This is a genomic window from Paenibacillus terricola (genome assembly GCF_014779765.1).
Taxonomy (GTDB): Bacteria; Bacillota; Bacilli; order Paenibacillales; family Paenibacillaceae; genus Paenibacillus_T; species Paenibacillus_T terricola.
Genome location: NZ_JACXZA010000002.1, coordinates 804,037 through 817,145 on the forward strand (window position 1 = coordinate 804,037; position 13,109 = coordinate 817,145).

The 13,109-nt window shown below is 46.4% G+C and carries 15 protein-coding genes; 5 read left to right on the forward strand and 10 right to left on the reverse strand.

Features of this window, described 5'->3' with window-relative positions; all coding sequences use genetic code 11:
- Positions 1–139 precede the first annotated feature (139 nt).
- Entirely contained in the window at positions 140–760 is a 621-nt protein-coding gene (locus H8B09_RS10965) for an NAD(P)-dependent oxidoreductase (protein ID WP_191203524.1), read from the reverse strand.
- 105 nt (positions 761–865) lie between these two features.
- On the opposite strand from H8B09_RS10965, the gene H8B09_RS10970 reads away from it, so the two are divergent.
- Positions 866–1,213 (forward strand): hypothetical protein, encoded by a 348-nt coding sequence (locus H8B09_RS10970; protein WP_191203525.1) that lies wholly within the window; start codon positions 866–868, stop codon positions 1,211–1,213.
- Here H8B09_RS10970 and H8B09_RS10975 read toward each other — a convergent pair.
- Positions 1,206–1,868 carry a phosphatase PAP2 family protein gene (locus H8B09_RS10975; protein WP_224753464.1) on the reverse strand — a complete coding sequence of 221 codons (663 nt, stop codon included), beginning with the start codon at positions 1,866–1,868 and terminating at the stop codon, positions 1,206–1,208. The two genes, H8B09_RS10970 and H8B09_RS10975, sit on opposite strands and share 8 nt — an antisense overlap.
- 122 nt (positions 1,869–1,990) lie before the next feature.
- Positions 1,991–2,776, reverse strand: a complete 786-nt coding sequence (locus H8B09_RS10980; protein WP_224753465.1) for a class I SAM-dependent methyltransferase — start codon at positions 2,774–2,776, stop codon at positions 1,991–1,993.
- Between the two features lie 230 nt (positions 2,777–3,006).
- On the opposite strand from H8B09_RS10980, the gene ytxJ reads away from it, so the two are divergent.
- The 3 genes from ytxJ (at position 3,007) to H8B09_RS10995 (ending at position 4,575) form a co-directional block, all read left to right on the forward strand.
- Complete coding sequence (gene ytxJ, locus H8B09_RS10985) at positions 3,007–3,345, forward strand: bacillithiol system redox-active protein YtxJ (protein WP_191203528.1); 339 nt, start codon at positions 3,007–3,009, stop codon at positions 3,343–3,345.
- A gap of 178 nt (positions 3,346–3,523) precedes the next feature.
- On the forward strand, positions 3,524–3,859 hold the full coding sequence (locus H8B09_RS10990) for a hypothetical protein (RefSeq protein WP_191203529.1): 336 nt from the start codon (positions 3,524–3,526) through the stop codon (positions 3,857–3,859).
- Positions 3,860–3,921: 62 nt separating this feature from the next.
- Positions 3,922–4,575: a class F sortase gene (locus tag H8B09_RS10995; protein ID WP_224753466.1), complete on the forward strand. Its 654-nt coding sequence runs from the start codon at positions 3,922–3,924 to the stop codon at positions 4,573–4,575.
- A gap of 87 nt (positions 4,576–4,662) precedes the next feature.
- Here H8B09_RS10995 and H8B09_RS11000 read toward each other — a convergent pair whose 3' ends face one another.
- The 4 genes from H8B09_RS11000 to H8B09_RS11015 form a co-directional block, all read right to left on the reverse strand.
- Entirely contained in the window at positions 4,663–6,669 is a 2,007-nt protein-coding gene (locus H8B09_RS11000; protein WP_191203531.1) for a Na+/H+ antiporter, read from the reverse strand.
- A gap of 75 nt (positions 6,670–6,744) precedes the next feature.
- The gene (locus H8B09_RS11005; protein ID WP_191203532.1) at positions 6,745–7,104 is read right to left on the reverse strand and encodes a helix-turn-helix domain-containing protein; all 360 of its coding nucleotides are present in this window, start codon (positions 7,102–7,104) and stop codon (positions 6,745–6,747) included.
- 135 nt (positions 7,105–7,239) lie between these two features.
- Positions 7,240–8,193: an N-acetyl-gamma-glutamyl-phosphate reductase gene (gene argC, locus H8B09_RS11010; RefSeq protein WP_191203533.1), complete on the reverse strand. Its 954-nt coding sequence runs from the start codon at positions 8,191–8,193 to the stop codon at positions 7,240–7,242.
- 98 nt (positions 8,194–8,291) lie between these two features.
- A complete protein-coding gene (locus H8B09_RS11015) occupies positions 8,292–9,173 on the reverse strand; it encodes a LysR family transcriptional regulator (protein WP_191203534.1) in 882 nt (293 codons plus the stop codon).
- A 114-nt stretch (positions 9,174–9,287) separates the two neighbouring features.
- Between H8B09_RS11015 and H8B09_RS11020 the strand changes: the two genes are divergently transcribed.
- Positions 9,288–10,688 (forward strand): MFS transporter, encoded by a 1,401-nt coding sequence (locus H8B09_RS11020; RefSeq protein WP_191203535.1) that lies wholly within the window; start codon positions 9,288–9,290, stop codon positions 10,686–10,688.
- Between the two features lie 103 nt (positions 10,689–10,791).
- Here H8B09_RS11020 and H8B09_RS11025 read toward each other — a convergent pair whose 3' ends face one another.
- The 3 genes from H8B09_RS11025 to H8B09_RS11035 all read right to left on the reverse strand — a co-directional run bounded on the left by H8B09_RS11025 (position 10,792) and on the right by H8B09_RS11035 (position 12,964).
- Entirely contained in the window at positions 10,792–11,784 is a 993-nt protein-coding gene (locus tag H8B09_RS11025) for a hypothetical protein (RefSeq protein ID WP_191203536.1), read from the reverse strand.
- Between the two features lie 158 nt (positions 11,785–11,942).
- Positions 11,943–12,284, reverse strand: coding sequence for a YrdB family protein (locus H8B09_RS11030; protein ID WP_191203537.1), 342 nt, complete (start codon positions 12,282–12,284; stop codon positions 11,943–11,945).
- A gap of 86 nt (positions 12,285–12,370) precedes the next feature.
- Positions 12,371–12,964, reverse strand: coding sequence for a DedA family protein (locus H8B09_RS11035; protein ID WP_191203538.1), 594 nt, complete (start codon positions 12,962–12,964; stop codon positions 12,371–12,373).
- Between the last annotated feature and the right edge of the window lie 145 nt (positions 12,965–13,109).

A 13,109-nucleotide genomic window follows, 5' to 3' on the forward strand; every position in this document is an offset into this window, starting at 1 on the left:
TCTAATCGTAATAATTACGATTAATGAATGATACCAGAAGCATCTCCTATTCGTCAACAACTAACATCCAATAAGAAAAAAGCACCGCCGTAGACGGCGGGCTCTCCATAGTCACTATTAATATTTGCTCATTGAATCATTAATACGCGATTCCGACGCGAGTACCGATGTACTCCTTCTTAAAGATTTGTTGATACGTGAATTCAGCGGTATCCCCTACCGATATGGATACACCGTCTTCCGGCAAGTAGTCCCGCTCAACACGATAGTTGCCGATTGCTTCACCATCTGGCAGATAGGTTGGGCATACAATCGTCCAGTCCAAATTAGAGGCATTAAGCATTTCATAAACACGCTGATGCTCTTCCGCTGCTGTTGTACTTCGACGTCTGGACTCCGAGGATTGATACCGATACAGTTCGGGCTCCACTCGACTTTGCAGGATGCCTGCTGTTCCCACAGTGACGATTCGTTTTATTCCTTGCAAGTTCATCTCATCGATAATGATTTTCATGAATTCGGATAACGTGGTTGTACCATCTGTCCCTAACGCACTAATGACAACGTCAGCCTCGCGAATAGCCTGGGAGACATCCTCTCTGTTCCTTGCATTTCCTTGAATTAAAGTCAACCTGCGATCCATAAACAAAACCTTATCAGGCTGCCTGACTAATGCGGTGACTTCATGTCCGTCGTGAAGCGCTTGGTTGACGATGACGCTTCCTACACGACCTGTCGCACCTAGGATAAATATTCTCATGGAAGATCCTCCTGATGAATAATTTGCCAATGCTGTATGGAGATAAATAAGTTGCTCTGAGGAAACATTATCGGTATGACGCAAAATTAATGGAGGAGTGCAGCAATGTCATACGTGTACAGCTTCTTACTCGTCTTAATCGGTTTATTCGCTGCGAACTTCATATTCTCCTATCAGAGCAAGCATATCGATCCCGACTTCTGGACGACGGTTAAGTTTCAATTATTGATGCTTCCCTTCTTCTTTGGAGCCAACCTTGCAATTGGATTTGGTGTGAAATTCGGTTTCAAAGCACTAGGAAATCTCAGTTATGTACTCGCTGTATCCAAAGGACTGGAGCTGCTCATCTCACTCCTGCTCGGGTATCTCTTCTTCAAAGAAACGCCAAGCTGGAAAACCGCAATAGGTTTCGGTTGCGTCCTCGTAGGGTTCGTAATTGCAAAGATCAAGTAACAATCTTGCTTCTAAACTTTCTCGACTGCCACCGTTTCTCTAGAAATCGTTCGTATGATCCAATACTTGCCGTTATCCATGCGGCCGAAATCACATAACCACCTACGACATCGCTTGGGTAGTGAACGCCAAGATAAATCCGACTGATTCCAATCATCAGGATCATCACAATTCCTATTGTTACAATTGTAACGCGAAGCCAAGCATATCGTGCATGCTTCCACAAGAAATAAATCGTAATTCCGTAAAACGTGAAGGCAGCCATGGAGTGTCCACTCGGAAAGCTGTAGCCAGAAGCCTGTACAATCCGGTGAATGTCTGGTCGTGCCCGATGGAAAATCATTTTGAGCACAAGGTTCAGAAGCCCTGAACCAACGATAATGCCAACGTAGAAAATTAGCTCTCGGCGATATCCGATTATTAACAGCATGAACACAATCAACAACGTGATAATACTTATGCACAAGCCAGAGCCAACAAATGTGAATCCCTTCATCACTGCGGTTGAAGTCGGTGAATATAGGCGTGATACGAGTGTAATCAGCCTGTCATCGAATCCATGAATTTGCTTCCTGCTTATTAATAAAGCAAGAATCAGAAATACGCCTAGTAACAAGAACGCGAAGGAAAGCATTCGAAATAAAACCTTGTTCAAGCAAGCTTCACTCTCTTCCTCTGACCTGGTTAGCACAAAAGGTCCGCCGTAAATCGGCGGACGTAATTCTAGTCTGGGTATAGATGGGTGAAGTCATACATACGATGATTTCGTGTATTACCTTATGACAGCCGATGAGCAGTAATAATAAACGTCTTCGGGATACCTCGATCATAATCTTCTGAGGACTGATTAGGCAACTCTACAAGCGATTTAATTTGAAAACCTGTATTTGCGATGGCGGTGACAATCTCCCCCAGTGTCCATTTGCGAAGTTTGACTGTGAGTGTGCGCTTCTCGCCTTGATCCAAATATTTGGTGAAAGCGATCTCCTTCTCCTCGATCGTCGTATCAAAGTAATCACCCGTCACCTTATGCTTACGGATGTTGGCAGTCGTTCCTCTAGATGAGATTAGTTTAGTCGTTACGGGATGAAAATCTTGCAGCACAAGCTTACCGCCTGGTCTAAGCAGCTCTTGTGCGACTTGGAACAGTGCGTGCAAATCCAAGAAATAATGGACAATGCCATGCTCTAAATAGACGATATCAAATTGACCGCAACGCATCTCCTCTGGAAGCTGGAGAACGTTTGAAACGACATACTGAAGGGGCACGCCGGCCGCTTCAGCTAGCTCCTTAGCATATTTCTCATTCTCTTCCGAGAAATCGACGACCGTCACATTCGCCCCCAGCAGCGCTAATGCGACTGCTTTATTGCCATTGGAGCCAAGCAAGTTAGCGATTTTCTTGTTCGATATCTCCCCCATATAGTCAATCACCTTGCCGACTCTCTTAACGGGATCATACATTAGCTTCTGAGCAGCTTCTGCGGGTGTACCGAATCGGTTTACCCATGCTTCGTATGCATTGCTGTTCAATGATTGCTTATTACGCTGCGAAACGTTCAACGCCGACACCACCATCACATAGTTGTAAACTCACAATGCAATAGACACCGATGATGGGTAAAAAGCCACAAGCTCTTCAAAATAACATTTTCTTCTACAGGAGATAATACGAAACGACACCTCTTGTCGTTGGCTAAACTTGACTATGGACAGGAACATGATAAAATTTAATTACTTAATTGTTTTAAGTAAGTAGATTTAAAAACATCAGATGAAAGAAGGTCTTTAAGATGAAATGGAATGAAATAACGACTCTTGAAGAGTGGAATGATATCGTAGCTAAATCGACCGAACGCGGCCAAGTTATTTTGAAACACAGTACGACTTGCCCTGTGAGCGCGAATGCGCTTCGCGAGTACGAAGAGTACTTGAAGGCATCGCCTAATCAAGACGTGGACTACACGCTCGTTAAGGTAATCGAATCCCGTCCGATATCGAACCAGATCGCCGAGGATCTGAATGTGAAGCACGAATCCCCACAAGTCATCTACGTTAAGGATAAAGAAAAGTATTGGGCAACATCCCACTGGTCGATTACGAAAGCTCATATGACAGCGGTATTGGACTAAATCCGTAACGCAAATATAAGGACACCTTCTCTTCATCGGAGAAGGTGTCCTTTTTTACATCGTATTGCCTCGCACAATCTGGAACTATAGGAATCAACTCACATACATAGACAAGCGGGTTACAGCGGATTTTAACCTGTGGGGAAAACAAAATATAAGTTGAGGGAGACATGGTTAAGTGAAAAAACTCGTTGCTGCAATTCTATCCGCTTGTGTGATGCTTTCTGCAGTTTCTGCTGTATCGGCCGCTCCAGTGACGGAGCATGAGAAGAAAGTTCATGGGAAAGTAGCTCATGAGAAAAAAATGCATGCCAAAGAAGTGAAGAAGCACGCTAAAAAAGTGCATGCGAAAAGCATTCATAAAAAATCCTTGCAAGCAAAAAGCCTTCATGGAAAGAAAATTCATGCACAAAGCTTGCATGCCAAGAGCTTGAAAGCAAAAAGCCTGAAAGCAAAGGCTACAACCCCAATGCCTAAAACGGGTTATGGCGGCGCCAGCGAGCAAACTGAATAGAGGAGCAAGAATAGAGTGAACTTCCCAGTTCACTCTATTCTTAAATTCATGACATGAAGTTAATGAAATTCGCATTACTCTTTATGTTATCCATTGTTATGATTACGACATCATCTTGTTCGATGAAACCTGAAACGCCAGAGCGACAACAGGTCAAACCACCCGATAGTAAATCACAACCCAGTAAAAAATCTGTGACTCCTTCGGGATACTTACCGCCAAAACCATTACAAACAAAGCAAGAGCCACTTCGCAGTTCTCAGCCGTTAGCGAAGCCTTTGGAGCTATCCATACCAGCCATTCATGTTCAGGCTGAGATCGAACCTGTCAAATTTCAAGAAAACGGCCAGATGGGAGTTCCAACCCGCTTAGATCGCGTTGGAGTACTTCAGCCAGGCGTTAATCCAGGCGAACAAGGCAACGCCATTATGGATGGCCATGTAGACAGCCGTACGGGCCCTGCCGTATTTTTTCGGTTGAAGCGTCTTAAATCTGGTGATTCAATCCTAATAAAGGATAAACAAGGACAACAATTGACATACATCGTGGAAACGGTTGAGGCCTTTAAGACAGAGGAAGCTCCAATAGCGCGCATCTTTGGTCCAACAACTGATTATCGCCTTAATCTAATTACATGCACAGGCAAATTCAGCAGATCCAAAAGAGAGCATGAAATGCGTCTGGTCGTATTTGCCAAACTAAAACACTTAAGCTAGTTGATTGAAAAAACAAAGAGCGTCACAACATGGTTATCATTGTGCGACGCTCTTGCTTTTCAGACAGAGTATTAATGAATAGAGCCCTTAGTCCATCTCTTCTTCCGTTAGGCTCGCTTCCATCGTGTTAATGAAGAATCTTAGATGGTTCACCATGCTTAGCGTAACTTCACCACTCGCGTACATCTCCTGCAGCGCATCGCGCTCCATCTGAATGGCCTTGCGCTCCCATTCATTCTTCTCGCGCTGAAACTCCTCGTCGTTGTGCATGGTAGCGTTCAGACTCAGGTTCGCGCGTCGAATGCCTTCCTGGTAGTGCTGTATCACTGCAGTGCATGCCCGGTTATCTGTCTCCCTCATGTTCACCTGCAGTTCGTTAATAGCAACTCTTGATGTCTTCATCCGCAATTCTCGGATCGCTTCGATGTCAGCCGCAGACCAACTGGCGTCTCTGCCACTTGTGATTCGTTTCCAGACTTGTTTGAGGGCAAGACGAAGCGAATAGAACACAGCAATAGATCGGTTCGCAAGGATCGATTCGGTTCGGGACAAGATCGATTCGAAGCGCTTCGCCGTATCTGCCGCTACTTCACCTTGTTCAACGAGTCTGGCTGCCTCTTCTCGCTCAGCCTGTATGGCGAACAGCCATCGGTCGCAGACATCAGCGCGCATCTCGCGATTAAAGCCTTGCTCCGAATGAATCTGGCGCAGCTTCTGTCCGTAATCACCGAGGACGGCAGCAATGACCGCACGATTGTCATCGGTTATTTCATCCTTCAATGCTCTTGCAGCCTTCTCCAGGATCCGAATCTGTGCTTGATGCTCGGTAAGATGCTTGTGCTCCACCCCCTCCCCATCTTGCTTCTTGGACAGAAGCGGCAGCACGATACTTGCTACAAGCAGGGTCGCAAGGATAACACCTGCCGAGAGGAAAATGATAAGATCCCGCTCAGGAAACGGACTTCCATCTTTCAGTACAAGCGGAATCGAGAATGCGCCTGCGAGCGTAACCGCTCCCCGGACACCTGACAGTGTCGTCAAGAGCGTAGAATGAAGACGTTCCCGAGTGGTGCTGCTCACACCTTCCATTACAGAGAAGATGTACACCCACACGAACCGCAGCGCATACAACGCAAGAGTAATAATGAGCACATATCCGATTGCTTGCGCATTATTGAAGTGCGGATCTTCCCAGATAATTTCCGTAACATGCGGAATTTGCAGGCCAAGCATTAGAAACACTAGACCGTTCAGGATAAAAAGAATAACCGACCACGTACTGGACGATACCACTTGCAGTTTCGTGGCGTACGGCTCCAGACGATCTTTCGCGACGGCATGGAATATCCCGCCCGCTACAACAGCAAGGATGCCGGATACACCTATTTCCTCAGCCAACATGTAGATGACGAATGGCGTTAGAATCTGAATAAGCATATGCATCGTCGCATCTTCAATCCCGAGTCTCCGCAAGAAGGAACGAATTGCAATGAACACCAATGACAGCACAATACCGGCCAATACACCGCCAAGCGCAATGACGATGAAACTCCAGCTAGCTGTTGCAAGCGAGAATACACCCGTAACCGTTGCAGCGACAGCGAACTTGAATGCAACGAGACCAGACGCATCGTTCATCAACGCCTCGCCTTCCAAAAGTCGCAGAATCCCCTTCGGCAGATTGATTCGTCCGGACAGCGCACTCACAGCCACTGCATCGGTCGGTGACAAAATCGCCGCGAGCGCGAATGCCGCTGACAGCGGTATGGACGGCAGCATCCAATGGATGCCGTAGCCGCCAACGATCACAGTAACGAAGACGAGTCCTACTGCCAGCAGTAGAATCCAGCCGCGAAGCTTCCACAATTCTTCCCGCGGTGTACGTTTGCCGTCGTTAAACAGCAATGGAGCGATGAACAGAATGAAGAACAATTCAGGCTCCAGCTCCAACTCAATTCCACCAGGCAGCAGTACCAGCAAGGCACCAAGCGCGATCTGGAACAAGGGCACCGGTACAGATGGCACGATACGATTGAATACATTAGAGACAGCAATCAGGGCTAGCAACCCTAGGATAAGAAGAAATAACTCCATAATCCCTCCTTTTAAATCCATTTATGAATGACATATTGTTCCTTAATGTTTCCTATTCGATGGACACTATTCGATTTATGTACGCTGTTGAGCTGATTTGCCCTTTAAGCGTTTCCACCGCAAGAAGATCAAATAGTTCTCAAGATCTGTCAGTTCCGCATCTGTAAAGTCGGACAAATCGATTCTGCGTCCACCAGTAACCATATAGCGTTCAATGCTGGAAGAGCCCACCAGATCATCCGTCTTCACGCCAAAGTAGCTCGCTATTAGGATTAAAGTGGCTTGATCCACCTTTGGTTCGGTGCCTTTCTCTATTCGAGTTAGGACTTCGTAGGATACGCCTGTTTTTCCCGCGATTTGACCGATCGTTACTCCCTTCTCGGCACGTAATCGTTTCATGTTCGCGGCGATTTGATTGAGATTGTTGGATGGCATGTGCAAGTCTCCTGTTAGGTATAAGTTATGAATGTTGTTTGATATGCAACATCAATATACCATCATCAACTATATTTTTACAGCCATAATATCCCATACAACATAGCAAAGAAGGCGCCTTGTCAGCGCCCCCTGTCATACCTGTAAGGAATAGCGTTCATCGCATCCGAGCATCAAATTCAAGTTCTGTATCGCCGCCCCCGAGGCACCTTTGCCCAGATTGTCGTAACGCGCCATAATGTTAATTTTATCGTCATGTCCAAATACAAATAAGTCCAGTCGGTTCGTGTTATTGCAAGCTGTAAGGAGGAAATGCCCATCATCTAGATAAGGCTGTGAATCGTACGGCATTACGCGAACGAACGGTTCGCTTTCATAATATACGGATAGAACCTCGTGGATCTCTTGGGCAGACGAATCTCTCGGAAGCAGCCTGCTGAACAGAGGGATTGAGGTTGCGATCCCTTGCTTGAAGCTGGCTTTGACAGGTGTAAAGGAAGGTTCATATTCCAACCCCGTCAATAATTGCATCTCCGGGATATGCTTATGATTACGCTGTAGCGAATAATGTCTAGGCACGTTGAGTTGTTTCGCGACAGCTAACGCCGGGTTCTCGTACTCCTCGATCCCGTTTCTCCCTGCGCCAGAATAACCTGTAATGGAAGTACAGGTTACCGGATAATCACGCGGTACAATGCCAGCATCAATAAGCGGTCTTAAGGATAAGATCAAACCTGTAGCATGACAGCCTGGAACCGATACTCGTGTTGCGGAATGAATTCGCTCGCGTTGCAGATCAATTTCCGGCAACCCGTATACCCAGTTCTCGTCGGATCGGAACGCCGTACTCGTATCGATGATTCTAGTGTTCGGATTCGTCACGAGCAATGCCGATTCTCGGGCTGCTTCGTCCGGAAGACAGAGAAATACGATATCGGCCTCATTGAGAGGTTTCTTTCGTGCTTCCTTATCTTTACGCTTAGAAGAGTCTATGGGTAGAAGTTCGATATCTGAGCGCTGAGCCAGAGCATCCTGCAGCTTCAAGCCTGTTGTTCCTTCTTGTCCGTCAATAAATACCTTATACCGCATGCCGCCCCACCTTTATCGATTGAATATGTATTCATGCATATGTATAAATATACATAATCATGTTGGGAACGTCAATTTCAAATATCGAAAATTCCACCTTATACTGCGGTCACTGACTTGAAATAGTCGATAACGACCTCACGAAACCGCTGCGCCGCTTGCGAGATATATCGGCTCTTGTGCGATAGCAACGCGATTTCCCTTACCAATTGCTGATCCTCGATTGCTAAGTATCGGATGCTCTCTCGGGCGCCACGCGCTGTGCTTGGTATGAAGGCAATGCCAATCTCCGCCTCAACTAGCGCGCTCAGCCTTGCAGGCTCGTCCCCTTCGAAGATGTACTGCGGCTCAAACCCTGCTGACCTGCACACCTCATCGACAAAATCACGAGTTCCATATCCCTTCTTCACGCTAACAAACCATTCGTTTCTAAGTTCGTTCAACGAAATGCTTGTCCGATGCGCAAGATGATGGCTTGCTGGAACAGCAACAACAATTGGATCGACACATACGATCTGACACTCGATATCTTCCCCGCGGATTGGTGGAGAGGACAAGCAGTAGTCGACCTCGCCTCGGCGCAGAAGCGTGACCATCTCCTCCGTCGCAAGCATCTGCACATGAAACTGAATATCCGGCAGCTGTTTACGGAATTCACGGAGGATCGGCGGCAGTGTACTTGCAGTCGTCACAGCTAACGCTAACGTGCGACTCTCCTGACTTGTTAAGTCCTTAATCTCAAGTTTTCCCTGCTCCAACTCCAGCATAGCCCGTTCTGCGCGCCGCAGGAATCGTGTTCCAAGTTCGTTCAGACGAAGATTTCTGCCTGTCCGATCAAACAGCGGTGCGCCTAGATCCTCCTCTAATCGTTGGATGGTCTTGCTAAGAGAAGATTGCGTCACATGCAGCGTACGAGCAGCTTCAGTAACGTGCTCTAATCGAGCAACGGTAATAAAATATTGCAGTTGAAGAAGCTCCATTCTGATCCTCCTTTCATTCCTTCTAGTCAATGAGATCATAACATGAAATGCGTTGGAGTAAATCAGTCACATTCGATAAGATAACATCATCACAACTTATTGGGAGGAATAAGCATGCGTGCACATAACTGGTGGCTGATGATAGCAGTTGGACTTGGAATATTGTTAAATCCGCTCAATTCATCGATGGTTGCGGTTGCCATACCGGGCTTGCAGCAAGTGTTTCATCTCGACTTTACCAAGGTATCCTGGATCATCTTCTCGTTCTACATCGCCAGCGCTGTTGCCCAACCTGTTATGGGAAGAGCGAGTGATCTGTACGGTCGCAGAAGGATCTTCCTTATAGGACTCATCGTTGCTTTTGCTGCTTCCCTCTTGGCTCCATTATCGGCAACGTTTGGATGGCTTATCGTGTTTCGGATCTTACAATCCATCGGTACAAGTATGATGGTTGCTGTAGGCATGGCGATTATACGCATTCATGTGACGGAGAAGCAAGCGACTGCGTTGTCGGTATTAAGTATTTTCCTGTCTGGTGCGGCGGCAATTGGCCCATTCGTCGGGGGAATGCTCATGGATTGGTGGGATTGGCGTGCGATCTTCTTCGTCAACATTCCATTCGTCATTGGAAGCTTCGTATTGGCATGGAGGGTAATACCACGGGACGACCACACGACCACTGATCATAATCGGAGCATTCGTCAATGGTTGACGCGAATGGATGCGATCGGCATTATTTTGTTCACCATAGGATTGGTCGCCTTGCTCTTCGGGTTGTTGTCTGTCAAAGCTTCAACTACTATATCGTTACCCCATATCCTAATCGGGCTAATCGGGTGTATTCTCCTGTTCGTATTCATTCGTCAAGAAATACGCGCGAAATCGCCATTCATCCCTTTACGAGTGTTCGCTCAGTACCCAGCAATGACGCTGGTCAACCTTGAATTCATGCTCGTTAACTTGCTCTACTACTCGCTATTCTTCGGACTACCTTCTTACTTACAAACGGTTCGTCATGTTAGTGAGTCCCATACCGGCATTCTCATGTTGAGTCTCGGACTGTGTTCGCTCGTTGCTTCACCATTCGCAGGGCGTTGGATTGACCGTTCGGGACCTCGGCCAGCCTTACTTGTATCGGCGCTGCTTATGACATTTAGTTCGGCGTGGCTTGTTATGCTTAATGAGAATTCACCCACAATAAGCGTATGTGTGGCATTAGCCGCTTTTGGCGTAAGCAATGGTCTGAACAATGTCGGGCTTCAGTCGGCTCTATTCCAGAGTGCTCCGAAAGAGATGATCGGCGTTGCATCCGGCTTATTCATTACGTCCAGATACTTCGGGACAATACTCTCCTCTTTATTAATAGGTGTAATAATGGGTGGCACTTTCAGTTTCGAAGGATTCCGGGTGCTTGGCATTTGTCTTACCCTTCTCTCGGTATCGTTAGTTATGCTAAGCTGGCGACGAAGAAAAGCCAAATCTGCACAAGAGTCGAGCATGAATCAAGCGGTATAGATATAGAAAGTATCTAACAGCATGTTCTTTCTGCATGAAAAGACCGACCACCTCCTTCATGAAGGAGACAATCGGTCTTTATAATTATCAATCTATAACGGAATTACTTAAGTTCGGTCAAAGCTTTCTCCCGATAGGCGTCCACTGCTGGAATGGCTGATTTGCCATTAGTCGAACGAACTTGCCAATCGGATTGCTGAAGCACCTCTATAAAGCCTTGAATGATCTTGCCGGTTTGCGTATCTGCATAATCCTTCGCAACTCGCTCATAGCTAGTTTTCACTTCATTAAGCAGCTTAAAGGAGTTTTCTCTGTCATAAATAGGTGAATTGTCGGCGCCGTTGAGATAAATTGTCAGAGCTCCCTCATACATTGTTTTCACTTTGGAAGCTTCAGGGGTCGTCGGATATTTCGATACGTATTGGTCATATGCGATAATACGATCCGCGAACTGGTCCCAAGTGATGACTAGACCGCCGTCAGACATTGCTTTCTGATCGGACTGCTGCGCTAACAAGTCGATGTACGAGGTGAATGCCGGCGACAATGCATTCGCATATTTGCGAAGAGAACCGTAATCCACAATTGGGAAAATGGATCCTTCAACCGTCTCCAGCTTGTATCCATCTGCGAATGTTCCCTCAACAAGCGTGCGAACCGATTCGTCTTGAATCTGTTTGACGCTGTCCTTGGTGATTGGCCAATCCAACTTATTCAATGCGTCTGTAACATTCTCCTTATAGAAGGAATCCTGACGACTCGGCAGTTCTTCCTCATACCTCGCCACCAATTCTCGTGCAACCTTATCTGCATCTTCAGCCGGCAATTGCGCCAAATAATCATTCATAAACGCAAGAACCCCGCGGATATCGGCTTTATCGTCCTTCAGTGCTTCATAATTGCTAAGGATCTTATTCTTATCCGGCATTTCATCTGCTGGTGGTTTCTCCGATTGTTGATCGGTATTGACCACCGTATTATCATTAGGGTTGCTTGCCGCGTTGTTATCTTTATCTTTATTATCGCAACCCACCATTAATACGGCTGTGAGCACACACATCATAGCAGCAGTACTGGCTTTTACTCTTAATCGCATATTTGTTCTCCCCTTATAATTGTAGTCAGGTACTATCCATCCAAACGATATCAAAGGAGATTTGGTTGCATTAAATGCGTGGAAATTTATTTCCTATTCGTCTTTTATGGCAAATTAATAAGGCTATCGAATGATCGACAGCCCAGAAACTACTTCGTTCATATATGATGCCAGTTCTTCATAAATACCGTACCCACTGTGATGACGGAAATAACGAGAAATAAGACAGCGTATGTAGCCTGCCCACTCGCATACAACGCTGCGAAGGCTAGCACGAACACTAGCAATTTCAATGCGGAACGAGTCGGATAAGCGAAGACCGGGTACGAGGCTTTCGGTGCCAAGAACATTCCCCACATCACGATAACAACAAGAGGAACTGCAATTGCAAGTCCGACTTTCACCACCCCTGCAGTTTCGATATGATAACCCCAATAACCAAACGCAATCATAGCGGCCAGTTCCAACAGGAAGAAAACAGTAAGCACGAGCGACTTCATATCCCAGCTCCTTTGGCTTATTACATATGGCAATTATAACCACGCTGCCCAAATTAAAAAAGCCGCAATTATGCGGCTTCCCTGTCCTATACAGCTTTCTTCCTAAGTCGCTGGAACAAATAAAACAGCAACGACGATGCAACACCGACAATAATCATGATGAACATATAGCGATTGATTGTATGGTGATACGCCTCGAACTTCAAGCCCAGCGCGTGCCCGAGCAGGATGAACGTGCAGACCCAGAACCAAGCGCCTGTATAGGCATAAATCGCATAGTGACGAAAAGGAATTCGCATCACGCCGCAGAAATACCCCGTGAAATGACGAACGCCTGGTATGAAATAAGCAATAAACAACAGCTTTTCACCATATTTCTCGAACCAGTTCGACAGCTTCTTCAGCTGCGCTTCACCGAGGTGAAAATGTTTGCCGTATTTCAGCACGAAAGGCTCCCCTAATTTGTACCCGATTAGGTAAGACAGAGTGACGCCAATCGTAACACCGACGCCAGCAGTTAAGATGCTCAATAACAGATTCATTCTGCCCTCTGAAATGAACACGCCGGTGTAACTCATTAACATTTCACCCGGCAGAGGTAAAGCAAGCATCTCGAGCAGCAACGCTGCGAATAGAATCCCGTAACCATAATGCTCCAGCCATGATGCGACGTTCCCCACTCGATTCCTCTTCTTTCTTAATCGTTCTGATGCCTTCTGCTCCATGCTGAACTTGCAGATTTGACCTTTTAGTTGTTCCCTTCCCGTGCATGAAAAAACCGCAGGATATACCCACGGTTCACGCTTGCAGATCCATATCCTTAAC

Excerpts from the sequence above, each read along its gene's own strand:
- H8B09_RS11025 (WP_191203536.1), bottom strand. The coding sequence starts at position 11,784 with ATGCGATTAAGAGTAAAAGCCAGTACTGCTGCTATGATGTGTGTGCTC.
- H8B09_RS11020 (WP_191203535.1), top strand. The coding sequence starts at position 9,288 with ATGCGTGCACATAACTGGTGGCTGATGATAGCAGTTGGACTTGGAATA.
- H8B09_RS11005 (WP_191203532.1), bottom strand. The coding sequence starts at position 7,104 with ATGCCATCCAACAATCTCAATCAAATCGCCGCGAACATGAAACGATTA.
- H8B09_RS10965 (WP_191203524.1), bottom strand. The coding sequence starts at position 760 with ATGAGAATATTTATCCTAGGTGCGACAGGTCGTGTAGGAAGCGTCATC.
- H8B09_RS11030 (WP_191203537.1), bottom strand. The coding sequence starts at position 12,284 with ATGAAGTCGCTCGTGCTTACTGTTTTCTTCCTGTTGGAACTGGCCGCT.
- ytxJ (WP_191203528.1), top strand. The coding sequence starts at position 3,007 with ATGAAATGGAATGAAATAACGACTCTTGAAGAGTGGAATGATATCGTA.
- H8B09_RS11000 (WP_191203531.1), bottom strand. The coding sequence starts at position 6,669 with ATGGAGTTATTTCTTCTTATCCTAGGGTTGCTAGCCCTGATTGCTGTC.
- H8B09_RS10970 (WP_191203525.1), top strand. The coding sequence starts at position 866 with ATGTCATACGTGTACAGCTTCTTACTCGTCTTAATCGGTTTATTCGCT.
- H8B09_RS11015 (WP_191203534.1), bottom strand. The coding sequence starts at position 9,173 with ATGGAGCTTCTTCAACTGCAATATTTTATTACCGTTGCTCGATTAGAG.
- argC (WP_191203533.1), bottom strand. The coding sequence starts at position 8,193 with ATGCGGTATAAGGTATTTATTGACGGACAAGAAGGAACAACAGGCTTG.
- H8B09_RS10995 (WP_224753466.1), top strand. The coding sequence starts at position 3,922 with ATGAAATTCGCATTACTCTTTATGTTATCCATTGTTATGATTACGACA.